The following is a 24,881-nucleotide window of genomic DNA, read 5'->3' on the forward strand; positions in this document are numbered from 1 at the left end:
CATGGCGCGGCAGGCCGGCGACCTCGCCAGCGGCCCGTTCGCGGCCATCGCCGACAAGCTCGAGGCGGTCCTCGGTCGGTACGGCGTCGAGCGCCTCGGCGAGGCCGGCCAGGAGTTCGACCCGACGGTGCACGAGGCGCTCATGCACGTCGAGGCCGAGCTGCCCGACGGCGCGTCGGGCACGACCGTCGTGCAGGTGCTCCAGCCCGGCTACCGCATCGGGGACCGGGTCGTCCGCGCGGCGCGGGTGTCGGTTGCCGACCCCGCGTGAGCGCCACACCGCGCCGAGGCCCCACGCGTCGGCCGGCATCCGTGATGATGTGAGGACCGCAGGTCCCACCGAGCAGCCGCAGGAGGAGAGGCAGGTGCGCCATGGCTAGCCAGGACTGGTTCGAGAAGGACTTCTACGCGATCCTCGGCGTGCCCCAGGACGCCGACGCGGCCGCGGTCAAGAAGGCCTACCGCAAGCTGGCCCGCGACCTGCACCCGGACCACAACGTCGGCGACACCCGCGCCGAGGAGCGCTTCAAGGAGATCGGGGAGGCGTACGCCGTCCTGTCCGACCCCGAGCAGCGCCGCGAGTACGACGCCATCCGCGCCATGTCGCACGGGGGTGCTCGCTTCACCGCGGGCGGTCCCGGCGGCGGGGGCGCCGGCTTCGAGGACATCTTCTCGGCGTTCGGCGGTGCGGCCGGCCCCGGCGGCACCCGTGTCCGCTTCGGCGGCGGGGGTGCGGGCGCCGGCCAGCCGAACCTCGAGGACATCCTCGGCCAGATGTTCGGTGGCGCGGGTCCGGGTGGTGCCGGCGGCTTCGGCCAGCAGTACGGCGGGTACGGTGCGACGGCCGGTCCGCGGCCGGGCGCCGACGTCCAGGCCTCGACGACGATCGGCTTCCGCGACGCGGTGGAGGGCTCCACGGTGACGCTCTCCTCGCCCGACCTCGGCCGCATCACGGCGCGGATCCCTCCGGGCGTCAAGGACGGCCAGAAGATCCGCCTCCGGGGCAAGGGGCGCCAGGGCGAGGCCGGCGGGCCTGCGGGCGACCTCATCCTCGCCGTCTCCGTCGACAAGCACCCGGTCTTCGGCCGCGACGGCGACGACCTCACCGTCGACCTGCCCGTCACCTTCGCCGAGGCGGCGCTCGGGGCCACGGTCCCCGTGCCGACCCTCGACGGTGGGCAGGTCAAGGTGCGCATCGCGCCCGGCACGCCGAGCGGCCGGGTCCTGCGCGTCAAGGGCCGTGGCGTCCGCCGCGGCGAGCACACCGGCGACCTGCTCGCGAAGGTCCAGGTCGTCGTGCCGCAGCGCCTGACCGACGAGGCTCGCGCGGCGATCGAGACCATGGCCGCGGCCGAGGACGGCCACGACCCGAGGGCCGACCTGTTCCGCCGAGCGCGGGCCTGAGGCCGGCCGGCGACGAGAACGAGGAAGGGAGTGCCGACGATGTCACGCAGGAGCGCGCGCCCCGCCGGGCACGACGACGACGCGCCCGTCTTCGTCATCTCCGTCGCCGCCGAGCTGGCCGGCATGCACGCGCAGACGCTGCGCCAGTACGACCGCCTCGGCCTCGTCACGCCGTCGCGCACCCGCGGGGGCGGGCGGCGCTACAGCACCCGCGACGTCGAGCTGCTCCGTGAGGTGCAGCGGCTGTCGCAGGAGGGCGTGTCGCTCGCGGGCATCCAGCGCATCCTCGACCTCGAGAACCACGTCACGGCGCTGCGGTCGCGGGTCGAGGAGCTCGCCGCCGAGCTCGAGCAGACCCAGGCCGCGCTCCATGCGAGCGCGCGCTTCTTCGCCGTCGGGCCGCGCGGGGACGCCGTCCCGCTGCGGCCGGGCCAGCGCCCGCCGCGCACCCCCGCGTCGCAGGCCCTGGTCGTCTGGCGCCCGGAGCGCTGACCAGCCGCCTCGCGCACGTCGTTTGGCAACGCACCGCGCAGGTGCGAGGATGACCGGGCCTCCAGCCATGTGGGCGCGCACTGCACCCTGCCCACGTGGAGGTCTTCCTGTTGTCCCAGCCGCACGCCCCGATGACGCCGGACGGCGGGCTCGACCGGTCCGCCACCCTCGCGGCACCCGGGCGCAGCCACCGGCTCGCCCTGCCGGACACCGAGATCGGCCGCCTCATGGCCACCACCGACTGGGCGGCCACCGGCCTCGGTCCCGTGGACGACTGGCCGGCCGAGCTCGTCGCGGTCGTGGACACCGCGCTCGCACAGCGCTTCCCCATGCTCGTGTGCTGGGGTCCCGAGCTGCTCATGGTCTACAACGACGCCTACCGGGTGCTGCTCGGTGAGGCGAAGCACCCCGCCGCGCTCGGCCTGCCGGTGCGGGACGTGTGGCCGGAGGTGTGGGACCAGATCGCGCCGCGGCTGGCCGAGGTGGCGCGCACCCGCGTCCCCTCCTGGGACGAGGACCAGCTGCTCGTCGTCGACCGGAACGGCTTCCTCGAGGAGGCCTACTTCACGTGGTCCTACAGCGTCGTCACCGGACCGGACGGCGAGGTGGCCGGCGTCCTCGACATCGCCACCGAGACCACCGGCAAGGTGCTGGCCGAGCGCCGCGCCTCGGTCGTGTCACGGCTGGGGGCGGCCCTCGCCGGTGCGGCCACCGCCGAGGACGTCGAGCGTCTCGCGCTCGAGATCATGCGTGGGAACGTCGAGGACCACGCGTCGGTCGGGCTCATCGAGGGCCCGGTAGACGGCACGAGCGCGCCGGACCCGGGCGTCCACGTCGTGCCGGTCGTCGAGCCCGGCCGGAGGCGGGCCAGCGCCTCGCTCGTCGTCACCGCCAACCTCCGGCGGCCGTGGGACGAGCAGCTGCAGGCCTACGTCGAGCTGTGCGCGTCGCACGTCGCCGCCGCGCTCGCGGGCATGCGCCGTCTCGACGCCGGGCGGCACCGCGTCGAGGCGCTCGCCGAGCTCGACACCGCCAAGACCGCCTTCTTCGCCAACATCAGCCACGAGCTGCGCACGCCGCTGACGCTCATCGCCGGGCCGGTCGAGGACGCGCTCGGCGAGCCCGGTCTGCCGGCGGCGGTGCGCTCCCACCTCGAGCTCGTCGAGCGCAACACCGACCGGCTGAAGGTCCTCGTCGACCAGCTGCTCGACCTGACCCGCATGGACGCCGGGCGGGTCGAGCCGCACCGCGTCGAGACCGACGTCGCCGAGCTCGTCCGGGGGCTGGCCGCGAGCTTCCGTCCGGCCGTGCACCGCGTGGGCCTGACCTTCACGACCGACATCCCCGACCTCGGCCGGTCTGCGTGGGTCGACCGGGACATGGTCGAGCGCATCGTGCTCAACCTGCTGTCCAACGCGTTGAAGTACACGCCCGCCGGCGGCGTGCAGGTCACCCTGCACGAGCTTCCCGAGGGCTTCGAGGTGCTGGTCACCGACTCCGGCATCGGCATCCCGACCGACGACCTCGCCACCGTCTTCGAGCGGTTCCGGCAGCTGCCCCGCACCGACGGCATCCGGTCGCGCGAGGGCGCCGGCATCGGCCTGTTCCTCGTGCGCCAGCTCGCTGAGCTGCACGGCGGCGACGCCTGGGTCGACTCGGTCGAGGGCATGGGCAGCACCTTCGGCGTCTACCTCCCCTGGGGTCGGCCGCCCGCGGGCTCCCCGCCGGCGAGCCCCTCGATCACGCCGCGCACCGTCGAGTCCTTCCTGGCCGAGGCGCACGGCTGGGACGCCGGCGCCGACGCCGTGGCGTCGGCCCCGGACGGCGTCGACACCGCGGACGACGCCGACCCCGGCCCCGGCCCCGGCGCCCGCCGGCCGGCGCGCCCCGACGCCGGAACCGCGTCCGGGTCGGGACCCGCCCGGCAGCCGGGTGGGCGCCCGCTCCTGCTGCTCGCCGAGGACAACGCCGACATGCGCGCCTACCTGAGCGAGGCACTCGCGGACGACTACGAGGTCGTGGCGGCCAGGGACGGCGTCGAGGCGCTGGCGACGGCCAGGTCCCGCCGGCCGGACCTCGTCCTCGCCGACGTCATGATGCCGCGCCTCGACGGCCTCGAGCTGCTCCGGGCGGTGCGCGAGGACGACACCCTGGCCGACGTTCCCGTCGTCATGCTCACCGCTCGGGCCGGTGACGAGGCCAGCGTCACCGGCCTCGGTCGCGGCGCCGACGACTACGTCGCCAAGCCGTTCGAGATGCGGCACCTGCGGGCGCGCCTGTCGGCCAACCTCGCCCGGGCCCACGAACGCGCACGTGACGCCGCCTGGCGGCGCGCCGTCGTCGCCTCGCTGCACGAGCCGCTGTCGGTGTTCGAGCCCGACGGTCGGGTCGTGTCGCTCAACGAGGCGTTCACCCGCTCCTACGGCTGGAGCCTCGAGGACGGCCCGATCGCGCCGCCCTACCCGTGGAGCATCGAGGGGCCGGGCACCACGACCGAGCGCATCGCGCGCATCCTGGCCTCCAGCGAGCCGGTCGAGGAGACCTTCCCCCTCGCCCGCCGCGACGGCAGCCGGGCCTGGGTCTCGACCACGTCCTCGGTCATCCCCGCCAGCGGGATGCACCCGACGCTCGTCGTCAACGTCGTGCGCGACACGACGCTGCAGCACGAGGGCGAGCAGCGCCGCGCGCGTGCGGCCGCGCTGGCCGCCGAGCTGCGCTCGGCCCAGGAGCTCGAGCAGGTGGTCTCGGCCGCGATCGCCGGCTTCAGCGTCCTGTTCGACGGCATCGCGACCGTCCAGGTGGCAGGCGGTTCGGAGGCGGAGCGGCTGTACTTCAAGCCGCAGGGCCCGACGCCGGTCGCCGACCTGCACCCGTTGACCCGCTCGGTCCTCACCACCGGCCGGCTGCCCGGTGGGTACGACGCCCGGGCCGGCGTCGCCCCGGGCATCCTCTTCGAGCCCGACGGCCCGGAGTCGCCGGTCCGCGTGTGGGTCCGGCTGCGCGCACCCCGCATCGTCTCGGCCGACGAGGAGATCGCCGGCGACCTCGTCGCCCAGCTCTTCGCCCACGCCGTCGACCGGGTCGCGGCCCGGCAGGACCGCGAGACCAAGGAGGCGCAGCTGCGCCAGGCCATCGAGAGCCATCGCGTCATCGGCCACGCCGTCGGCGTCCTCATCGAGCGCCACCGGATCACGGCGGTGCAGGGGTTCGAGACGCTGCGGCAGCACTCGCTCAACCGCAACATCAAGCTGCGCGAGCTGGCCCAGCGCGTCGTCGAGACGGGGCTGGACCCCGGCGAGGCCTGACCACCGACCGTAGACTCGGCCCGTGGAGCCCGACCGCGCTCCCCGCCGACGACGGCTGCTGGTCCGGCGCCGGCCCGCACGGCCGCCCCGACCCGACAGGGGCATCCTCTCGGTCTGTCACACACGCACGAAGTTGAGCGGAATACACTCAACTGCGGGACCGTTGTCCCGGGTGGACGGCTACCAGTCGTATCCCGGTCGTCCATCCTCACCCCCCGCTCGTCCCGCTCGTCCCGCTTCGTCACAGGAGAACGCATGGACCTTCAGCTGACCAACAAGGCTCAGGAGGCCTTCGCCCAGGCCGCGACCACCGCGACCGGCAAGCACCACCCGAACATCGAGCCGGCGCACCTGCTGCTCGCGTTGGCAGCACAGTCCGGCACCACGACCCCCGCGCTGCTCACGGCCGGGGGCTCGTCCGTCGCCGCGGCCACCACGGCCGCCGAGAAGGCCATGGCCGCGATGCCGCAGGTGAGCGGAGGTACCCAGCAGCCGCAGCTGTCGCCCACCGCGGGCCGCGTCGTCAAGCAGGCGCAGCAGTACATGACGGCGATGGGCGACACCTACGTCTCCACCGACCACCTCCTGCTCGCCGTCGCGCGCACCGGCCAGTTCGGCCTCGACGCCGACGCCATCGAGAAGGCCATCCCCGAGCTGCGCGGCGGCCGAGCGGTCACCACCGAGAACCCCGAGGGCACCTTCGAGGCCCTGGCGAGGTACGGCACCGACCTGACGGCCCTGGCCCGCGACGGCAGGCTCGACCCCGTCATCGGCCGCGACGCCGAGATCCGCCGCGTCGTGCAGGTGCTCTCGCGCCGCACGAAGAACAACCCCGTCCTCATCGGCGAGCCGGGCGTCGGCAAGACCGCCGTCGTCGAGGGCCTGGCCCAGCGCATCGTCGAGGGGGACGTGCCCGAGAGCCTGCGCGACAAGACCCTCTACAGCCTCGACCTCGGCGCGATGCTGGCCGGCGCGAAGTACCGCGGCGAGTTCGAGGAGCGCCTCAAGGCCGTCCTCGAGGAGATCAAGGGCAGCGACGGGCAGATCGTCACCTTCATCGACGAGATCCACACCGTCGTCGGCGCGGGTGCCGGCGGCGAGGGCGCCATGGACGCCGGCAACATGCTCAAGCCGATGCTCGCCCGCGGCGAGCTGCGTCTCGTCGGCGCGACGACCCTCGACGAGTACCGCCAGCACATCGAGAAGGACGCCGCGCTCGAGCGGCGCTTCCAGCAGGTCTTCGTCGGCGAGCCCTCGGTCGAGGACACCATCGCGATCCTCCGCGGCCTCAAGGAGCGCTACGAGGCGCACCACAAGGTGACCATCGCCGACTCCGCGCTCGTCGCCGCGGCGTCGCTGTCCGACCGCTACATCAGCGGCCGGCAGCTGCCCGACAAGGCCATCGACCTCATCGACGAGGCCGCCTCGCGGCTGCGCATGGAGATCGACAGCAGCCCCGTCGAGATCGACGAGCTGCGGCGCGCCGTCGACCGGCTCAAGATGGAGGAGTTCGCCCTCGAGCAGGAGACCGACCCGGCCTCGCGCGACCGCCTCGAGCGGCTGCGCCAGGACCTCGCCGACCGCACCGAGGAGCTGGCCGCCCTCAACGCGAGGTGGGAGGCCGAGAAGTCCGGGCTCAACGCGGTGGGCGACCTCAAGGCCCGCATCGACGACCTGCGCACCCAGGCCGACCGGCTCCAGCGCGAGGGTGACCTCGGCGGCGCCTCGAAGATCCTCTACGGCGACATCCCGACGCTGGAGAAGGAGCTCGCCGCAGCCCAGGAGCGCGAGGCCACGGCGACGACGTCCGACGAGGCCCCGATGGTCAAGGAGGAGGTCGGCGCCGACGACATCGCCGACGTCATCTCGGCCTGGACCGGCATCCCCGCCGGGCGCCTGCTCGAGGGCGAGTCGGAGAAGCTGCTGCACATGGAGCAGCACATCGGTGCCCGCCTCATCGGGCAGGCCGAAGCCGTGCGTGCGGTGTCCGACGCGGTCCGCCGCACGCGCGCGGGCGTCTCGGACCCCGACCGCCCGACCGGCTCCTTCCTCTTCCTCGGCCCCACCGGCGTCGGCAAGACCGAGCTGGCCAAGAGCCTGGCCGACTTCCTCTTCGACGACGAGCGCGCCATGGTGCGCATCGACATGTCGGAGTACTCCGAGCGGCACGCGGTGGCCCGGCTCATCGGCGCGCCCCCCGGCTACGTCGGCTACGAGGAGGGCGGTCAGCTCACCGAGGCCGTGCGGCGGCGTCCGTACTCGGTCGTGCTCCTCGACGAGGTCGAGAAGGCCCACCCGGAGACGTTCGACATCCTGCTGCAGGTGCTCGACGACGGCCGCCTCACCGACGGCCAGGGCCGCACGGTCGACTTCCGCAACGTCATCCTCGTCCTGACGAGCAACCTCGGCTCGCAGTACCTCGTCGACCCGATCCTGTCGCCCGAGGAGAAGCGCAACGAGGTCATGGCGGTCGTGCGCACGGCGTTCAAGCCCGAGTTCCTCAACCGGCTCGACGAGGTCGTCGTCTTCGACGCGCTCTCGCAGGACGACCTGGCCCACATCGTCGACCTGCAGGTGCGTGCCTTCGCGGCGCGGCTCTCGGACCGCCGGATCTCGCTCGAGGTCACCGAGGCCGCCCGGCGCTGGCTGGCCGAGCGCGGGTACGACCCCGCCTACGGTGCGCGTCCGCTGCGTCGGCTCGTCCAGCGCGAGATCGGCGACCGGCTCGCCCGGAGCCTGCTGGCCGGCGACGTCCGCGACGGCCAGACGGTCACCGTCGACGTGGACCCGGCCGGGAACGAGCTCGTCCTCGGCGAGCTCACGGCCCACGTCAGCTCGTGATGTCCTTGCCGGAGAACCGGGCCCACGCCAGGAGCCAGAAAACGACGGCGTAGCCGAGGTCGACCCAGAGGCCACGGGCGATGTTGTCCCAGAACGGCGGGTCGCGCAGCAGGTCACCGAAGGCGCCCCACTGGTCGACGAGCAGCCACGGGTGCAGCCACGAGATCTGCGGCACCGAGTCGGCGATCCAGGACAGGATCGTGAAGATCATGAGCGCGACGGTGGCGGCCAGCGGCTGCTCGGTCAGGGTCGAGATGAAGAGCCCGACGGCGCCGAGGGCGGCCAGCCCTGCCGCGACGTAGAGCCCGACGAGGACGACGCGCCACACCGCGGCCCAGAACGGCAGCTGCGTGCCCGACAGGGTCGTCATCGGCCCGGTGCCGAACAGGGCGATCCCGACGAGCGCGCCCGCGACCGTGACGACGGCCACGCCCCACAGGGCGCCGATGACGAGCGAGGCGTACTTGACGGCCAGCAGGCGGGTGCGGCCCACCGGGACGGTGAGCAGGTAGCGCAGCGTGCCGAGGTTCGCCTCGCCGGCCACGGAGTCGCCCGAGAGCATGGCGATGGCGAGCGGCAGGAACAGCCCCATCTCGACGCCGAGTGCGGCGAGCGGGACGAAGAGCCCGTTCGAGGTGATCGAGGACAGGAAGTCCGGCCCGCGACCGGCACGCGGTGTGGAGATCCGCACCGCGACGGCCATGAGGACCGGCACGGCCGCGAGGACGAGCAGGCCCATCTGGTTGCGACGGCGGCCGCCGATGAGCCCGAGCTCGGACCACAGCAGCCGCGGGGACAACCGCGTCGCCGGGCGGGGTCGCCGCGAGGCGGCCGGCGCGGCCGGTGCCGGGCTCGGGGCGGCAGGCCCCGGCGACGGGGCGGACTCAGCCACTGACATCGAAACCCTCCCCGGTCAGCGCGACGAACAAATCCTCGAGACTGGGGCTCGTGACGGTGAACTCGCGGACCCCGACGCCACCCTGCACGAGGGCGGCGACGATCTTCTCCGGCGCCACGCCGTCGGGGACGCCGCGCACCCCGCCGGCGACCGGCTCGACGGAGCGGACGCCCAGCTCGGCCAGGATCCGCGCGGCCTCGTCCGCCTGGTCGGTCAGGACGCGGGCGACCGGGGCCGCGCCACCCCGGACCTGCGACGTCGAGCCCTGGGCGACGAGCCGGCCCTCGCTCATGACCCCGAGGTGCGTGCACATCTGCTCGACCTCGGAGAGCAGGTGGCTCGACACGAACACCGTCGTGCCGTCCGAGGCGAGCGACGCGACGAGGTGGCGCACCTCCCGGGTGCCCTGCGGGTCGAGGCCGTTGGTCGGCTCGTCGAGGACGAGCAGCTCGCGCGGGACGAGGAGGGCCGCGGCGATGGCGAGGCGCTGGCGCATCCCGAGCGAGTACGCGCGGTACCGCTTGCCGGCCGCGGCGAGCAGGCCGACCCGGTCGAGGGCGGCATCGACGCGGGAGCCGGCACTGCGGGGGTCGGCCGTGAGGTCGGCGGCGTCGAGGCGGCGCAGGTTGGCCCGGCCCGACAGGTAGGGGTGGAAGGCCGGACCCTCGACGAGGGCGCCGACCCGGGGGAGGACCTCCTGAGCCGCCCGCGGAATCGGCTGTCCCAGAAGGGTGCTCGTCCCCGACGTCGGGCGGACGAGTCCGAGCAGCATCCGGATGGTCGTCGTCTTGCCCGACCCGTTGGGCCCGAGGAACCCGTAGACGGAGGCGCGGGGCACGGCGAGGTCGATGCCGTCGACCGCCGCCGCGCCCCGGAACCGTTTGGTCAGGCCGCGGCTGGCGATCGCGAGGTCACCGGCCACGAGCGAGCCGTCCCGGGCGTCGGTCACTTCGAGGCCAGGGCGGCATAGAGGGTGTCCGGCGCCACCGCCCCGAGGGCCACCCGGCCGTCGTCGGTCACGACGGCCGAGAAGAGGGTGCCCTCGAGGACGTGACCCGAGCCCCAGGTGCCCGAGACGGCCGGCAGCGCCTTGAGGAGGGTCTGCAGCTGCGCCGCGGTGCCGGCCCCTGAGCCGGTCCCCGAGCCGGTGCCCGAGCCGGTGCCCGAGCCGGTCCCTGAGCCGGTGCCCGGCTCGGCGGGCATCCTCGTGACGACGACGGTGCTCCACCCCGAGCCGACGACGCGCATGGCGCCGGCTGCCTTGGCAGCAGCGGCGGCTCGCTCCTTCGACAGCGCCGGGTTCGTCCCCGCGATGCCCTTCGGGGCGACCGCGTCGGACTGCGTGACGGTCGTGCCGGCGGGCGGGGTGAACGAAAACTGCCGGGCCTCCGGTCTCGAGAAGTCGACGGCGGTGAAGCCGACCTCGAAGGCGGGGTTGGACAGCTTCGTCGAGTACACCTGCACCCGGAGCGGCACGTGCTTCTCCGCGTCGATGGCGATGCGCACCGACGCGATGCGGGTCGCCCGGTCCTTCGGGGTGAGGACGAGCTCGTAGGCGGAGCGACCGGCGACCGACGCGGTGCCGGACGTCGTCACCGTCGTGTCCCTGCCCATGACCGCGAGCGCCGTCGACGCGGCCTCGTCCGGGGTTCTCGGGACGCCGGCCGGCAGGCTCGCCGTCGGGTGCGGCAGGGCCGGGCGCTGGTCACCGGCGCCGAGGGTGTGGTGGACAGCCGTCTTGTCGGTGGTCGACCACAGCCAGAGGTCGCGCCCGTTGCGGATGACGTCCGACTCGCCGCTCGTACCGACGAGGGCGAGGCGCTGACGCGTCGGGCCGTCGACCCAGATGCGCCACGTGTGCGTGCCCGACAGGACCGAGGCGAGCGAGCTGCCGGCCGCCCCGCCGGCTCCGCCACCCACCGGACCGCCTCCTGTGAGGCCCGGCAGCTGGGGCAGACCGAAGTCGGACGTCTGCACGACGGTTCCCGACAGGCTCGAGACGTCGGCGGACCGCACGTCGGCGAGCAGCTGCTGCGGCGTGCGCGGCGGCAGGCCCGCGTCGGCGGAGGCCGTCTGGTTGATCGTCAGCGCCGCGACGCCGATGACGCCGACGGCGGCGGCGGGCAGGCCCCAGCGCGCGGCCGGGTGGTCGGTGAAGATGCTCATGGACCCATCGTGCGCCGCCCGGACTGAGAGCCGACTGAGAGCGCGGTGGTGCGGCATCGGCCCGCTCGACGGCGCACGGCAGGTGGGGCGTGACATGGTGACGGTGTGCGGGTGCTGCTGGTGGAGGACGAGGCGCGGATGGCCGCCGCGCTGGTGCGCGGGCTCGGTGCCGAGGGCTTCGTCGTCGACCACGTCGCCGACGGCCTCGCCGGCCTGGAGGCGGCCCGGTTCGGCGGCTACGACGTCGTCGTCCTCGACATCATGCTGCCCGGGATGTCCGGCTACACCGTCGTGCGGACCCTGCGCGAGGAGGAGAACTGGGTCCCGGTCCTGCTGCTCACTGCCAAGGACGGCGAGTACGACGAGGCCGACGGGCTCGACTACGGCGCCGACGACTACCTGACCAAGCCCTTCTCGTTCGTCGTCCTCGTCGCCCGGCTCCGGGCCCTGCTGCGCCGCGACCCCGCACCGCGTCCGGTCCTCCTGCGCCGCGCCGGCGTGACGCTCGACCCGGCCACCCGACGCGTCGAGGTGGACGGCGCCGACGTGGCCCTGGCGCCGCGCGAGTTCCTCCTCCTCGAGCACCTCATGCGGGCCGACAGCGCCGTCGTGCCCAAGGACGAGCTGCTCGACCGCGTGTGGGGCGGGCTCGATGACCCCAACGTCGTCGAGGTCTACGTCGGGTACCTCCGGCGCAAGCTCGGCCGGTCGCGGATCGAGACGGTCCGCGGCGCCGGGTACCGGATGGCCCGGTGAGCACGACGGGCAGCCCCCGCCTCTCGACCGGGCCCTCGACCGGGCCCTCGACTGGGCCCTCGACCCGGTTCGCGCGGGTGGGGCTGCGCGGACGTCTCATGCTCGTCGGGCTCGTCGGGGTGGCCGGCGCGCTCGTCATCGGCGGCGTCCTGCTCTACGTCGTGCTCACCGGGTCGCTGTCCCGCTCGGTCGAGTCGGCCGCCCGCTCGAGCGCCGAACAGGTGGCGCTGCTCGTCGACGCCGGACGCGTCCCCGACCCCGTCCCGGTGTCGGGAGCGCAGGTGCTCCAGGTGCTCGACGCCCAGGGTCGCGTCGTCAGCGGCTCCGTCACCGCCGACCGGCTGACCCCGCTCGTCACCGACGACGAGCGACGGGAGGCCCTCGCCGGTGCGGCCGTCGTCGTCCCGGGCAGCCGCTCCGGCCTCTCGGGGCAGCTGCAGGTCGCGGCCGTCGCAGCAGGTCCCCAGGACGGCCGGGGCCGCGCCTACACGGTCGTCGCGGCCGCGCCGACGGCCGACATCGAGCAGAGTGCCCGGACCGTCCGCTGGCTGCTTCTCGCGATCTTCCCGCTCCTGCTGGCGGCGCTCGCGGCCATCGCCTGGCGCGTCATCGGCGCGGCGCTCGCGCCCGTCGAGGCGCTGCGGCGCGGCGCCGAACGCGTCGACGACGCGTCCTCGGAACGGGAACGGCTGCCCGTCCCGCCGACCGACGACGAGGTCAGCGCGCTCGCGACGACGCTCAACGCGATGCTCGACCGGATCGCCACCGCCCGACGCAAGCAGCGGGCCTTCGTCGCCGACGCCGCCCACGAGCTGCGCAGCCCGCTCGCGAGCATGCGGACGCAGCTCGAGGTGGCCCAGCGGCTCGGGGAGGGCGGGCGGCTGCCGGCCGAGGTCCTGCCCGACGTCGAGCGGCTCGGGACCCTCGTCGACGACCTGCTCCTGCTGGCCCGCGCGGACGACGCCGGGACCTCGGCCACGGCGACCGCGACGACCGTCGACGTGGCCGCGCTGGCGTCCGCGCTCGCAGCGCGGTACGCGTCCGCCCGGGTACCGGTGCGGACGGCGCCCGGCCTCGCGGCTCGGCGGGTCGACGCGCGGGTCGCCGCCGAGGACCTCACCCGAGCCCTGACCAACCTCCTCGACAACGCCGTCCGCCATGCCAGGACCGCCGTCGTCCTCGACGCGTCCGCGGTGGGCCACCGCGTCGAGGTCGTCGTCGCCGACGACGGGCACGGCATCGCCGAGGCCGACCGCGAGCGGGTCTTCGACCGGTTCACCCGGCTCGACGAGGCCCGCGACCGCGACAGCGGAGGCACCGGGCTGGGCCTGGCCATCACCCGGGCCCTCGTGCGCCGTTGGGGCGGCGACGTGCGGCTCGAGGACGCCGGCCCGGGCGTCCGCGCCGTCGTCACCCTGCCGGCGGGCTCGGCCCCCACCCCCGGAGGCTGAGGAGCGGCCGTTCTCCCTCAGGCGCGGGTGCCGCGGTCGGCGGGCAGCTCGACCGTGGAGTCGCCGGTCCCCGTCGACTCGTCGTGGCGGTCGTCCGTGCGTTCCGCTGTCCGGTCGCCGGGCCGCTCGTCCACCCGCCGGTCGACCGGTCCGGGCGCGACCTCGGCTCCCGTCCCGGTTGCGGCGTCGGTCCCGGTGTCGGTCCCGGCCTCGTCGGACCAGCGTGCGGTGCCCTCGGCCACGCTCCCGTCCGCTCGGCCCATGACGACGTCGGCCCGCGAGGGCACCTGCCTCTCACGCAGCTCCGCCTCACGACTCTCGAGCTCGGCCTCACGGGTGTCGAGGCCCTCGTGCCGAGCGGCCAGCTCGCTCTCGCGGCGGCGCAGGTCCTCCTCGCGGAGCCCGGCCTCCTCGAAGCGGCGCTCGTGCTCGAGCCGGTCGGCCACCGCCCGGTCCTCCAGCTCGGCGACCCGGGACGCGTCGCGCTCCGCACGACGCGCCCGCGTCCGGCGCCGGGCCGCCGCGGCGAGCAGCGCACAGCCGAGCGCGAAGAGCAGGACGGCGATCGCGCCGTAGAGGACGAGCTCGAGGGCCGTGGCGTTGCGGGAGAAGCCCAGGGCCGTGACGGTCAGGGTCGAGGCGGTGGATCGGGCGGCGACCACCGCTGTGGCGCCGGCACCGATGCCGAGCAGGAGGAGGACGACTCCGAGGAGGGCCATGGTGTGCTCCTTCATCCGGACGTCGGGAAGGTCCCGCCGTCGAGGTCCATCGACCCTAGCCATACCCGCATTCGCCCGCGGCGCCGTGGCGCCGGGCCCCACCACCGGCACCCGTTAGCCTGACGCGCATGCGCGCCACCCGAAGGATCGCCGCCGCCGTGCTGTCCGGCCTCTGCGTCGTCACGGCCGCCTCGTGCTCGAGCGGGAGCCCGGGCCCCGGACCCGCGCAGACGTCGCTGACGCCGGCCCAGCGCCTGGCCGCCGCCAAGAGCCAGGTCGACGCCGCGACGTCGGTGCACCTGGCCCTGACGAGCTCGGGGCTGCCCGACGGCTCGAGCGGCATCGTGTCCGCCGACGGATGGGGCACCCACCCACCGGCGTTCAAGGGCACCTTCAAGGTGGCGCTCAGGGGCATCCAGGCCGACGCCGAGATCACGTCGGTCGGTGGCGAGGTCTACGCCAAGCTGCCGCTCGTGCCCGGCACCAACAAGATCGACCCCAGGGCGTTCGGCCTGCCCGACCCCGCCACCCTCTTCTCGCCCGACCACGGCCTGACGACGCTGCTGACGAAGACGCAGACGCCGCGCGTCGGCACGCAGGTACGTCGGGGCGCCGAGGTGCTGACGACGATCACCGGCACGCTGCCCGGCGCGTCGGTCGTCGACCTGTTCCTCATCGGCGACCGCTCCGGCAGCTACGAGGTGTCCTACGGCCTGACCGACGGACAGCAGCTGCGGACCGTCGGCCTCACCGGAGCCTTCTTCGGAGCCGGGACGAGCTCGACGTACACGCTGGCGCTCGACAGGTACGGCCAGCCCGTCACCATCACCAGGCCCTGACGGTCGACGGTGACCTGCCCGTGACGCATCAGCCGATCCGTGAGGCGCGGGGCCCGGTCGGCGCACCGCCCCGCCACCGGCTCGGGCTCCTCGCCGTGGCGTCGACGGCCGTGGCGCTGGCGGCGGCCGACACGTACGTCGTCGTGCTCGCGCTGACCGACATGATGGCCGGTGTCGGCATCGGCATCGACGCCCTCCAACGGGCCACGCCGATCATCTCCGGGTTCCTCCTGGGCTACGTCGCGGTGCTCCCGCTCATCGGACGACTGTCCGACCTGCTGGACCGGCGCCGCATCCTGCTCGGCTGCCTCGTCGTCTTCGTCGTCGGCTCGGCCGTCACGGCGCTCGCGACCGAGATGCCGGTGCTCGTGACCGGACGGGTCCTGCAGGGGGTCGGCGGCGGCGGCCTCGTGCCGGCCACGCTGGCGCTCGTGGCGGACCTCTGGCCCGCGGACCGACGCGGCACCCCGCTCGGGGTCGTCGGGGCGGTGCAGGAGCTCGGCTCGGTCCTCGGGCCGGTGGTCGGTGCCGTCATCCTCACCTGGCAGGGCTGGCGGGCGATCTTCTGGGCCAACGTCGTCGCGGGGCTGCTGCTGCACCTCGTGCTCCGGCTGGTCGGTCGCGCGAGGAGCGCGAGGAGCGCGAGGAGCGCGGGGAGCGCGGGGAGCGCGGGGAGCGCGGGAGGCTCCCGGGGCAGTGTGCGGGCGCCCTCTCGAACGGGCCGCCGCGTCGCCACCGGCGTCGCGGCGGTCACCGCCGTCCTCGGCCTCGCCACGGTGTGGCTGGCGCTCGCGGCGCCGGAGCCACTCGTCACGGACGTGCGGCTGGGCCTGCCCTTCGTGCCGTTCGCCGGCACGTCGAAGGTGCTGACGCCCGTCGGCGTCACCGGGCTCGGGCTGCTCGTGGTCACCGCTCTGGTGACCGCCCCGCGGTGGTGGCCCGTGCTGCGTCGGGCCGACCTCCTCGGGGCGGGGCTCGTCGCGGTGGCGCTCGGCAGCCTCGTGCTCACCTTCGCATCGTCCGACCCGGAGAAGGAGGTCGTCGGCCCGCTCGGCTACCGCCTCCTGCCCGTCGGCGCGCTCGCCCTGGTGCTCCTCGCGGTGTGGCACCGCGTGGCCCCCGACCCGCTGGTGCCACGCGGCGTCCTCGGCCCGCGTGGCCTGCGCGCCTACGTCGTCAGTCTCCTCGTCGGGGCCGCGCTCGTCGCCGTCGTCGTCGACGTCCCGCTGCTGGCCCGCCTCACCGACGAGTACGACGAGACGGGTGCGGCACTCGTCCTCGTCCGCTTCCTCCTCGCGGTCCCGGTCGGCGCGCTCCTCGGCGGCCGGTCGCTGCGCCGCCTCGGCGACGGCGCCGTCGCGGCGTCCGGCCTCGCGCTCGCGGCCCTGGGGATGGTCCTCATGTCCCGCTGGACCCTGGAGTCGGTCGTCGAGACCCTCCCGACGACCCTCGTGCTCGTGCTCGTCGGGCTCGGCGTCGGCCTGGCCCTCGCGCCCGTCAACGACGCCGCGCTCGCCGACGCACCACCCGACGCGCACGGCGTCGCCGGCTCGCTCGTCGTCGTTGCCCGGATGGTCGGCATGGTCGTGGGGCTTGCCCTGCTCACCTCGATCGGGCTGGCCCGCTACTACGAGGCGGTGCGCCACCTGCCCGACCCGCTCGACACCGACGCCCTGCTCGCGGCCGGCGTCGTCCAGGTACAGACGGTATTCCTCGGCGGGGCCGTGGCCGCCGGGTGCGCGGCGGTCGTCGCGACGACGCTCGGCACGCCACGCGCGCGTGCCCGGTCCGCCACGGCGGCCGACCCGCGGCCGGTCGGGCTCTGACGGCGCGAGGCGCCGAGCCTCCGGGCCTCCAGGTCGGCCCGGGTCTGCCGCAGGGGTCCGGGGGCGTACGGACGGTACCGCGGTCAGGCGGAGGCAGGACGGGCGCGCACCTCGGCCAGCAGGTCGCGCACCTCGTCGGCGAGGACGTCGCTCGCCTCCCACGGCAGCATGTGGCCCGCCCCGGGCAGCTCGGTGAACGTCGCGTGAGGCAGGGTGACGCGCAGCGCGTGGACCCGCGCGACCGGCACGAGCGGGTCGAGGCGACCGGCGACGATGCCGACCCGGATGCGCTCGAGGCCGAGCAGGCCGCCCCGCTGGTCGGCCGTGAGCAGCGCACCGTAGAAGGCTGCGAACATCGCCGGCTTCATGGCGGCGACGTGGGCCCGGGCGGTCTCGACGGCCACCGGGTCGGCACCCTCACCGAAGAGGCCGCCGACCCGGGCCCGGATGCGCCCGGCGGCACCCGGCGGCAACGGGACCCCGCGGGCGGCGAGCCGCATGACGGCAGCCTCGCCGGGCCGTTCGCCGAGGGCGACGCCCGCGGACGCCGTGGCGACGAGGAGCGCGGCACGCACCCGCCGGCCGAAGAGGTCCGGGCGCTGCCCGGCGAGCGCCATGACGGTCATGCCGCCCATCGAGTGGCCGGCGAGCACGACGGGTGACGGCGGTGGCACGACCGCTCGCAGCACGACATCGAGGTCGCGTGCGGTGTGCTCCACGGACAGGGACGCGAGCTCGGCCCGTCGCAGTCCGATCGTCGAGCGACCGTGCCCGCGCTGGTCCCACAGCACGATGCGCACCGGGGTGTCGCCGAGCGCCTCGACGACCGGCAGCCAGCTCTTGTGGTTGACGGCCCAGCCGTGCGTCAGCACCACCGTCGGTGCGTCCGGGGGGAGGTCCGGGTCGGCATGGGTGTGGACGGACAGGACGGCGCCGTCGGGGGTGACGATGCCGCGGCGGTCGTGGCGCCTCACGCCTGCGTACCCGTCGCGTCCGACGCGTCGGCCGCGGGACCCGCCACACCGTCGTCGGCCACCTCGAAGACGACGGGGGCGTGGTCGGACGCGCCCTTGCCCTTGCGCTCCTCCCGGTCGATGGCGGCACCGACGACGCGGCGGGCGAGGCCGGGTGAGCACAGCGCGAAGTCGATGCGCATGCCCTGCCGCTTGGGGAACCGCAGCTGCGTGTAGTCCCAGTACGTGAAGGTGCCGGGCTCGGAGGTGTGCGGGCGGACGACGTCGGTGAACCCCGCGTCGACGACACCCTGGAAGGCCGCCCGCTCACCCGGCGACGTGTGGGTCCGGTGGGCGTAGTACTCGACGCTCCACACGTCGGCGTCCGTCGGCGCGATGTTCCAGTCGCCGAGCAGGGCGATCTGCGCGTCCGGGTCGGCGGCCAGCCATCCTCGCCCCGCGCGCGCCAGGGCCGCGAGCCAGTCGAGCTTGTACGTCAGGTGCGGGTCGGCGAGCGAGCGCCCGTTCGGGATGTACAGCGACCAGACGCGGACCCCACCGCACGTCGCCCCGATGGCGCGGGCCTCCGGCGCCACGGGCTCGCCCCAGCCGGGCATGCCGTCGAAACCGACCGTGACGTCCTCGAGGCCGACCCGGGAGACGACCGCGACGCCGTTCCACTGGTTGAGCCCGTGGTGCGCCACCTCGTAGCCACGCGCCGCGAAGCGCTCGAACGGGAACTGGTCCTCACGCGCCTTCGTCTCCTGGATCGCGAGCACGTCGACGCGGGTGCGGTCCAGCCACGCCTCGACCCGGTCGATGCGGGATCGGATCGAGTTGACGTTCCACGTGGCGACTCGCATGGTCGGACACCCTAGAGGGACAAGGGGCCCGCGTGCTGCCTAGGGTGTGCCGCATGAGCGAGCCCACCCCTGCCGAGGCAGCCCCCGGCCCTCCCGACGCCTCGCACCGGAGGCGCCCGACCGCCCTCGTCACGGGCGCGAGCGCCGGCATCGGCCGCGAGTTCGCGGTGCAGCTGGCCGGGCGCGGGCACGACCTCGTCCTCGTCGCGCGCGACACCGCCCGGCTCGAGGAGCTCGCGGCGGCGCTGCGCCGCACCGGGTCGGACGTCGAGGTGCTCACCGCCGACCTGTCCGACCGGGAGGCGCTCCAGCGCGTGGCCGACCGGCTCTCGGACCCGGCGCGGCCGGTCGACCTCCTCGTCAACAACGCGGGCTACGGGCTGCGTGGGCGGTTCCTGCGCAACGACCTCGCCGACGAGGAGCGGATGTTCGACGTGCTGACCCGGGCCGTCCTCGTCCTGTCGCACGCGGGCGCCCGGGCGATGGTCGAGCGCGGCCACGGTGCGGTGGTCAACGTGTCGTCGGTGGCCGGGTGGCTCGCCTCGGGCACGTACTCCGCGGCCAAGTCGTGGGTCACGGTGTTCACCGAGGGTCTCGCCGGCGACCTCGCCGGCACGGGGGTCACCGCAACGGCACTCTGCCCCGGGTTCACGAGCACCGAGTTCCAGCAGCGGGCCGGGATCTCCAGCCCGGGTCCCCGCTTCCTGTGGCTCGACCCGCACCGACTCGTCGCCGACTGCCTCGAGGACGTCGCCCACGGCCGTGTCGTGTCGGTGCCGGGCCTGCAGTACAAGGCGGTCTCGACGCTGCTGCGCGTCCTGCCGCGCCCGCTCGTGCGCGGCCGGCTGCGCAGCACCCGGCTGCCGAGCCGTCGCGGCGACTGAACCCCGACGCCGGGCCGTCGCGAGGACCCCTACCATCGGGGGCGTGACCGAGACGCCCGACACCGCCACCGCCCGCGCCCGCCTCCTCGAGATCATCAAGGACAAGGCCATCGTCCACGGACGCGTCACGCTGTCCTCGGGCAAGGAGGCCGACTACTACGTCGACCTGCGCCGCATCTCGCTCGACGGCGAGGCAGCGCCCCTCGTCGGCATCGTCATGCGCGACCTCGTCAAGGACCTCTCGTTCGACGCGGTCGGTGGCCTGACGCTCGGCGCCGACCCGGTCGCCACCTCGATGCTCCACGCCGCCGCGAGCGCGGGGGAGCGGCTCGACGCCTTCGTCGTGCGCAAGGCGGGTAAGGCCCACGGCCTCCAGCAGCGCATCGAGGGCCCGTCGGTCAAGGGCCGCGACGTGCTCGTCGTCGAGGACACGACGACGACCGGTGCCTCCCCGCTCGAGGCAGTCAAGGCCGTCCGCGAGGACGGCGGCAACCCCGTGGCGGTGGCCACGATCGCCGACCGCGCCACCGGCGCCGGCGAGCGCATCACCGACGAGGCCGGTGTCGAGTACCGCTTCGTCTACACCCTCGAGGACCTCGGACTCGCCTGAGCCGTAGGTCCGGCGAGATCGCGGTGGACTGACGCCTCACGCGTCGGGTGGCGCGGGCGCCCCGACCTGGACGGGGTACCCGCGCCGCAGCGCGTCGAGGCTCGAGGGCGGCGTGAGGACGACGGCGGTACCGCGCGCCGGGCGCGGGACCGGGTCACCGTAGGTGTTGGTCGCCAGCCACGGGACGACCGTGGGTCCGGCGACGCGGGCCGGGCCGGTGTCGAGCATGACGAACGCGCCGTCGGGCAGGTCGGCCCAGGCGGCGGCGTGCATCCGCCGGGTGCGGTGGCGGGAGTCCCAGCGCTCCTCGTGGAGCAGGCGGTCCAGCTCCGGCGCGGCGAGCCGCCCGACCCCCAGCGCCTCGGCCACGAGGTCGCGGAACCGCACGTAGTCGGCGCGCCGGCACTCGGCACACGGTCGGTGCCCGGCCGCGAGCGCCACGGCCTCGTCGAGGAAGAACAGCGGGGTGTAGTGGCCCGGGTGCCACTGGTCGACGCGCCGGTCGCGGAAGGCCAGGACGCACGTGATCCAGGCCCGGCCGACGTGGTGCCTGCGCACGTGCCTCGTGCCCGTGCCCTCGTGCAGCCGCCCCCGGTTGCCCATCCACGCCCCGCGACCCGGGACGGCGACGACGTCACCGAGCGGCGTCACGCGGTTGGCGGCCGGACCGGGCGTCGGCCCGCCCCCGACCTCGCTCACCCCAGCACCTCGAGGTGGATGTCGGCCGGGTCGCCCTCGTCGAGCCCCTCGGCCCGGCGGACCGCCTGCTTCATCGGCAGCACGTACCCGCCGCGGGACGCGATGGGGAACACCGACGTGGCCCACGTGGACCGGCCGACCGTGACGCGCACCCGCACCGACCCGAACCCGCGCGGGGGACGTGGGCGCTCGCGGACCAGCTCGGACTCGTCGGGCGGGACGGTGACGAAGAACCAGCCCGACTGCGCGTCCCACCGCCACAGCTCGGCGGTGAAGTCGAAGGCGAGCGGCACGTCCTCCATGGGACAACGGTACGAAGCCGCACCGACAGCGCCGGAGGGAGCCCGGCCGGGTCGGACGGCGTCGGAGCGCCGGTCCCCTGGGCAGGGGCGTCGCCGCGCAGCCCCCGGCGGGCGGGACCCGCCGGTCTAGGATCGGTGCCACCACTCGGACCCTGCTGCAGCCCTGCTGAACCCTGACGCCACGCACACGCCTACGGGGAGACCCCATGATCATCGTCTGGATCCTGCTCGCGCTCGTCGTGCTCCTCGTCGTCTGGGGTGTCGTCAGCTACAACGGCCTGATCCGCCTGCGCAACCGCGTCGAGGAGGGCTGGCGGCAGATCGACGTCGAGCTCAAGCGTCGCCACGACCTCATCCCCAACCTCGTCGAGACGGTCAAGGGCTACGCCGCTCACGAGCGCGGCACCCTCGAGGAGGTCATGCGGGCCCGCACGGCGGCGATGTCCGGCTCGCCGTCGCCGGCGCAGGCCGCCCAGGCCGAGGGTGCGCTGAGCCAGGCGCTCGGGCGCCTCATCGCCGTCGCGGAGGCCTACCCCGACCTCAAGGCGAACCAGAACTTCCTCTCGCTCCAGCAGGAGCTGTCGAGCACCGAGGACCGCATCGCCTCTTCTCGCCGGTACTACAACGCCCTCGTGCGTGACCTCAACACCAAGGTCGAGAGCATCCCCTCGAACATCGTCGCGGGCATGGGCGGCGTCAAGCGCGCCGAGTACTTCGAGACACCGGCCGGCGAGGCGGCCGTCCCCAGCATCACGTTCGGCGACCAGGCACCCGGCACCTTCGGGTCGGCACCGGCCGGCCCGGGCGCGGCCACCGTCGGCGGGTCCACGCAGCCGGGCGCGGTCGGTGGGCCCTCGACCCAGCCGGGTCCGGCCCTCCCGCAGGCCGACGCGCCCGCCGACCTCGGCGCGCCCGACCCCAGCATCGACCGCACCCGACCCGACGCGTGACCGACGCGTGACCGACGCGTGAGCGACGCCGGACCGACGCCTGACCGACCGACCGACGCGTGAGCCGCGTCCCCGGCAGCCGTGGCTGCCGTCCGGGCCATCAGCCCTTGACGTAGGACAGCTTCTCGCTGACGAGGCCGTCGCGCAGCCGCACGACGTCGACGCCGCGCACGTGACCGGGCGAGCCGTCGGCCTCCACCCAGTCGAAACGCCACCGCAGCACCCCGCGGTCCCCGGCGACGAACGACTCCTCCTCGGTGAACCGGGGGTCGCGCGTGCCCGCGAAGAGGTCCTCCCAGACCGCGCGCACCGCGTCGGCGCCCTCGTGCCGCACCCCGTCCGGCGCAGGCCCGGTGGCCTCGAAGACGCAGTCGTCCGTCATCCGCGCCATGATCGCGTCGACGTCCCCACGGCCGAACGCCGCCACGAACGCCGCGAAGGCGGCGTGCGCCGCGCCCCACGAGGCGTCCCGGCCGAACCGGGCCAGCAGGTCCGCGCCGGCGTCACCGGTCATGCCGCGTCGGCCGGCGACGGCCCCCACGGAGCGGTACAGCTCCTCGCGGTCGTCGAACCACGACGCCACCGCGGTGACGAGCGAGGGGTCGAGGCCGGTGTCGCCATCGGTCGCGGCCGCGAGGTCCCAGCCGTGCACGACGTGGTCGGCGAGCAGCTGGCGGACGTACTCCTCCATCGACTCGGTGCCGTACGAGAGGTGGACGGTGCCGTGGCTCGGCAGCGTCCGCTCGACCGTCGAGAGCGCCTCCTGCGCCGCCCGGGTCGACGCCCCGGCACCGTCGGCGCCGAGGACGTCACCGTCGAACCGGCCGCCGACCTCCTCGAGGGTCGCGCCCTCCATGAGCGGCACGGTCCACAGGTCCTCGCCGGTCACGTGGTTGACGAGGTCGCGCACCGTCCACGCCGAGCACGGCGTCGGTCGGTCCCAGTCGTCCTCCGCCAGCTCGGCCACCCGGTCGGTCCACCCCCGGACGCTGGCGCGGTAGAGGGTCCACAGGTCGGGCGGTTCCGGCCCGGCCGGGTCGTGCGGCTCGTCCGGGCGTGCGGCCCGGTCCGTCGTCTCGGTGTCCACGTCGGCCTCCGTCCACCCCTGCACCGACCAGTGTGCTCCGGTCGGCGACGCGGTGTCCCGGCTTCACCGGAACGTCCCCGACGCGTCGTGGACGTGGGGGCGGCTGACCGGCTCAGGCGCGCGGTTCGCCGCGGAGGCGCTCCTCGCCGCTCGCGTCGCTGATCTCCGCAGCGACCTCGCGGGCCTCGCGACGGTGCCTGACGACCTCGATGACCATGGGGATGACCGACACGAGGACGACGAGGAGGATGGCGTACTCGATGTTCTTCGTCAGGTCCGGGAAGACCTGGCCGAGGAAGTAGCCGAGCAGGGTCACGCTGACGACCCACGCCACGGCGCCGATCGCGCTCCAGCCGAAGAACCGCTGGCGGTGCATCCGGCCGATGCCGGCCACGACGGTGATGAAGGTCCGCACGATGGGGACGAACCGGCCGAGGACGAGGGCGCGGTTGCCGTACTTGTCGAAGAACGCGTTGGTCTTGTCGAAGTTCGCGGTGTTGATGAACCGCCCCTGCCGTCCGTAGAGCGGACGTCCGACGGCCCGGCCGATCTCGTAGCCGGCGACGTTGCCGAGGAACGCCGCGACGGTGAGGGCCGCCATCGCGACGAAGAGGTTGAGGTCGACCTTCTGCGTCGCGATGAACAGGCCGATGGCGAACAGGAGCGAGTCGCCGGGCAGGATCGGGAAGAGCAGGCCGCACTCGATGAAGACGATGACGAGGGCGATGACGAAGAACGCACCCTGGTACTGGTCCAGCAGGTACGTCGGGTCCATCCACTTGGGGCCGAGTGCCGGGACGGCGGCGAGTGCGTGCATGCGCCAAGGGTAGGCGGTGTGGCCGCGAGGTCCTTCCCGGTGTCGGCCGTGCCGCGCTCCGGTCTCGATGCGGTATCGAAGTGCGGCACCGGGTTCCGGTCCCGTCGACGGGCGGGTGAACATGGGCTCGGGAGCGAGGGAGGAGGACCGGCGCGGCGCTGGTCGCCGGCCCGCGAGGCCCGCGACGATGCCCGCACCGGCCTTCTCCCGTCGAGCCCGCGCCGCCGACGCCCGTACACTCGGCGCGTGCCCGCCGAGCCCGCCGAAACCGCTGCGCTCACCGAGACCGCGGAGACCGCCGTGCTCACCGAGACCGCGGAGACCGCCGTGCCCGCGGGGACCGCCAAGGCCACGGAGACCGCCAAGGCCACCGGGACGGTGGGCGTCGGTCCGTGGGAGGGGACGTGGCCCGTCGGGGAGCACTGGGACCCCGAGCTGCTCGCGCACGGTGACCGCCGCAACGTCGTCGACGCGTACCGGTACTGGCGGCACGAGGCGATCGTCGCGGACCTCGACGCCAGGCGGCACGACTTCCACGTCGCCGTCGAGAACTGGGGCCACGACTTCAACATCGGTTCGGTCATCCGCACCGCGAACGCCATGGGCGCCAAGGCGTTCCACATCGTGGGGCGACGACGCTGGAACCGTCGGGGTGCCATGGTCACCGACCGCTACCAGCACGAGCACCACCACCCCGACGCCGCCGGTCTTGCCACGTGGGCGCGCGAGGCGGGCCTCGTCCTCGTCGGCGTGGACAACCTGCCCGGGTCGCTGCCGATCGAGACCTACGAGCTACCGCGCGGCTGCGTCCTCGTCTTTGGCCAGGAGGGGCCGGGACTGTCCGGACCGATGCGGGCCGCCTGCGACGTGGTTCTGCACATCGAGCAGTTCGGCTCGACGCGGTCGATCAACGCCGGCGCCGCCGCCGCGGTGGCGATGCACGCCTGGGTCCGCCGCCACGTCTTCGACCAGCGCCCCACCCCCGACGCCCCGATCCCTGTCTCTTATACACATCTCCG

23 protein-coding genes are annotated in these 24,881 nt (G+C 74.5%); 13 read left to right on the forward strand and 10 right to left on the reverse strand.

The genetic code is table 11. The annotated features are described in order from the left end of the window. The 5 genes from ACPYOM_RS11330 to clpB all read left to right on the forward strand — a co-directional run. The coding region (locus ACPYOM_RS11330; protein WP_481346014.1) for a nucleotide exchange factor GrpE at positions 1-271 on the forward strand (271 nt) is incomplete at its 5' end. A gap of 101 nt (positions 272-372) precedes the next feature. Next, positions 373-1,404: a DnaJ C-terminal domain-containing protein gene (locus tag ACPYOM_RS11335; protein ID WP_481339622.1), complete on the forward strand. Its 1,032-nt coding sequence runs from the start codon at positions 373-375 to the stop codon at positions 1,402-1,404. 39 nt (positions 1,405-1,443) lie between these two features. Then, positions 1,444-1,896, forward strand: coding sequence for a heat shock protein transcriptional repressor HspR (locus ACPYOM_RS11340; protein WP_481339624.1), 453 nt, complete (start codon positions 1,444-1,446; stop codon positions 1,894-1,896). Positions 1,897-1,991: 95 nt separating this feature from the next. Further along, positions 1,992-5,201 carry an ATP-binding protein gene (locus ACPYOM_RS11345; protein ID WP_481346015.1) on the forward strand — a complete coding sequence of 1,070 codons (3,210 nt, stop codon included), beginning with the start codon at positions 1,992-1,994 and terminating at the stop codon, positions 5,199-5,201. Between the two features lie 255 nt (positions 5,202-5,456). Continuing rightward, positions 5,457-8,042, forward strand: coding sequence for an ATP-dependent chaperone ClpB (gene clpB, locus ACPYOM_RS11350; protein WP_481346016.1), 2,586 nt, complete (start codon positions 5,457-5,459; stop codon positions 8,040-8,042). On the opposite strand, the gene ACPYOM_RS11355 is transcribed toward clpB, so the two are convergent. The 3 genes from ACPYOM_RS11355 to ACPYOM_RS11365 are packed head-to-tail and all read right to left on the reverse strand — an operon-like array spanning position 8,032 to position 11,106. Further along, complete coding sequence (locus ACPYOM_RS11355; RefSeq protein ID WP_481346017.1) at positions 8,032-8,934, reverse strand: ABC transporter permease; 903 nt, start codon at positions 8,932-8,934, stop codon at positions 8,032-8,034. The two genes, clpB and ACPYOM_RS11355, sit on opposite strands and share 11 nt — an antisense overlap. Continuing rightward, complete coding sequence (locus ACPYOM_RS11360) at positions 8,927-9,889, reverse strand: ABC transporter ATP-binding protein (RefSeq protein ID WP_481346018.1); 963 nt, start codon at positions 9,887-9,889, stop codon at positions 8,927-8,929. Before ACPYOM_RS11360 ends, ACPYOM_RS11355 begins: the two co-directional genes overlap by 8 nt. Beyond that, the gene (locus tag ACPYOM_RS11365; RefSeq protein ID WP_481346019.1) at positions 9,886-11,106 is read right to left on the reverse strand and encodes a LolA family protein; all 1,221 of its coding nucleotides are present in this window, start codon (positions 11,104-11,106) and stop codon (positions 9,886-9,888) included. Before ACPYOM_RS11365 ends, ACPYOM_RS11360 begins: the two co-directional genes overlap by 4 nt. 105 nt (positions 11,107-11,211) lie before the next feature. Between ACPYOM_RS11365 and ACPYOM_RS11370 the strand changes: the two genes are divergently transcribed. Next, on the forward strand, positions 11,212-11,862 hold the full coding sequence (locus ACPYOM_RS11370) for a response regulator transcription factor (RefSeq protein WP_481339639.1): 651 nt from the start codon (positions 11,212-11,214) through the stop codon (positions 11,860-11,862). Then, entirely contained in the window at positions 11,859-13,313 is a 1,455-nt protein-coding gene (locus ACPYOM_RS11375; protein WP_481346020.1) for a sensor histidine kinase, read from the forward strand. The genes ACPYOM_RS11370 and ACPYOM_RS11375 overlap by 4 nt, the downstream gene beginning before the upstream one ends. A gap of 17 nt (positions 13,314-13,330) precedes the next feature. On the opposite strand, the gene ACPYOM_RS11380 is transcribed toward ACPYOM_RS11375, so the two are convergent. Continuing rightward, entirely contained in the window at positions 13,331-14,032 is a 702-nt protein-coding gene (locus ACPYOM_RS11380; protein WP_481339643.1) for a hypothetical protein, read from the reverse strand. A 128-nt stretch (positions 14,033-14,160) separates the two neighbouring features. Here ACPYOM_RS11380 and ACPYOM_RS11385 point away from each other — a divergent pair, with 128 nt between their 5' ends. Both ACPYOM_RS11385 and ACPYOM_RS11390 read left to right on the forward strand, forming a co-directional pair. Further along, the gene (locus ACPYOM_RS11385; protein ID WP_481346021.1) at positions 14,161-14,871 is read left to right on the forward strand and encodes an LppX_LprAFG lipoprotein; all 711 of its coding nucleotides are present in this window, start codon (positions 14,161-14,163) and stop codon (positions 14,869-14,871) included. 20 nt (positions 14,872-14,891) lie between these two features. After that, the gene (locus ACPYOM_RS11390) at positions 14,892-16,697 is read left to right on the forward strand and encodes an MFS transporter (RefSeq protein ID WP_481346023.1); all 1,806 of its coding nucleotides are present in this window, start codon (positions 14,892-14,894) and stop codon (positions 16,695-16,697) included. A gap of 83 nt (positions 16,698-16,780) precedes the next feature. On the opposite strand, the gene ACPYOM_RS11395 is transcribed toward ACPYOM_RS11390, so the two are convergent. Both ACPYOM_RS11395 and ACPYOM_RS11400 read right to left on the reverse strand, forming a co-directional pair. Further along, positions 16,781-17,671: an alpha/beta fold hydrolase gene (locus tag ACPYOM_RS11395; RefSeq protein ID WP_481346024.1), complete on the reverse strand. Its 891-nt coding sequence runs from the start codon at positions 17,669-17,671 to the stop codon at positions 16,781-16,783. Then, positions 17,668-18,513, reverse strand: a complete 846-nt coding sequence (locus ACPYOM_RS11400; protein WP_481346025.1) for an exodeoxyribonuclease III — start codon at positions 18,511-18,513, stop codon at positions 17,668-17,670. The genes ACPYOM_RS11395 and ACPYOM_RS11400 overlap by 4 nt, the downstream gene beginning before the upstream one ends. A gap of 53 nt (positions 18,514-18,566) precedes the next feature. Here ACPYOM_RS11400 and ACPYOM_RS11405 point away from each other — a divergent pair, with 53 nt between their 5' ends. Together ACPYOM_RS11405 and pyrE are read left to right on the forward strand one after the other, a co-directional pair. Next, entirely contained in the window at positions 18,567-19,397 is an 831-nt protein-coding gene (locus tag ACPYOM_RS11405; RefSeq protein ID WP_481346026.1) for an SDR family NAD(P)-dependent oxidoreductase, read from the forward strand. A gap of 43 nt (positions 19,398-19,440) precedes the next feature. Continuing rightward, a complete protein-coding gene (pyrE, locus tag ACPYOM_RS11410; protein WP_481339657.1) occupies positions 19,441-20,007 on the forward strand; it encodes an orotate phosphoribosyltransferase in 567 nt (188 codons plus the stop codon). A 36-nt stretch (positions 20,008-20,043) separates the two neighbouring features. Here pyrE and ACPYOM_RS11415 read toward each other — a convergent pair whose 3' ends face one another. Next, the gene (locus tag ACPYOM_RS11415; protein WP_481346027.1) at positions 20,044-20,706 is read right to left on the reverse strand and encodes a hypothetical protein; all 663 of its coding nucleotides are present in this window, start codon (positions 20,704-20,706) and stop codon (positions 20,044-20,046) included. Next, a complete protein-coding gene (locus ACPYOM_RS11420; RefSeq protein WP_481339661.1) occupies positions 20,703-21,008 on the reverse strand; it encodes a DUF1905 domain-containing protein in 306 nt (101 codons plus the stop codon). The genes ACPYOM_RS11415 and ACPYOM_RS11420 overlap by 4 nt, the downstream gene beginning before the upstream one ends. A gap of 206 nt (positions 21,009-21,214) precedes the next feature. On the opposite strand from ACPYOM_RS11420, the gene ACPYOM_RS11425 reads away from it, so the two are divergent. After that, positions 21,215-21,958 carry a LemA family protein gene (locus ACPYOM_RS11425; protein WP_481346028.1) on the forward strand — a complete coding sequence of 248 codons (744 nt, stop codon included), beginning with the start codon at positions 21,215-21,217 and terminating at the stop codon, positions 21,956-21,958. 100 nt (positions 21,959-22,058) lie between these two features. Here the strand turns inward: ACPYOM_RS11425 and ACPYOM_RS11430 are convergent, their stop codons facing one another. Both ACPYOM_RS11430 and ACPYOM_RS11435 read right to left on the reverse strand, forming a co-directional pair. Further along, positions 22,059-23,045, reverse strand: a complete 987-nt coding sequence (locus tag ACPYOM_RS11430; RefSeq protein WP_481339667.1) for a TIGR03086 family metal-binding protein — start codon at positions 23,043-23,045, stop codon at positions 22,059-22,061. A 112-nt stretch (positions 23,046-23,157) separates the two neighbouring features. Beyond that, positions 23,158-23,862, reverse strand: a complete 705-nt coding sequence (locus tag ACPYOM_RS11435; RefSeq protein WP_481346029.1) for a DedA family protein — start codon at positions 23,860-23,862, stop codon at positions 23,158-23,160. 327 nt (positions 23,863-24,189) lie between these two features. Between ACPYOM_RS11435 and ACPYOM_RS11440 the strand changes: the two genes are divergently transcribed. Then, positions 24,190-24,881, forward strand: a 692-nt coding sequence (locus tag ACPYOM_RS11440) for a TrmH family RNA methyltransferase (RefSeq protein ID WP_481346030.1), incomplete at its 3' end; no start/stop codon positions are given.

The sequence above is a fragment of the Monashia sp. HAY1-2A genome, from assembly GCF_056755315.1.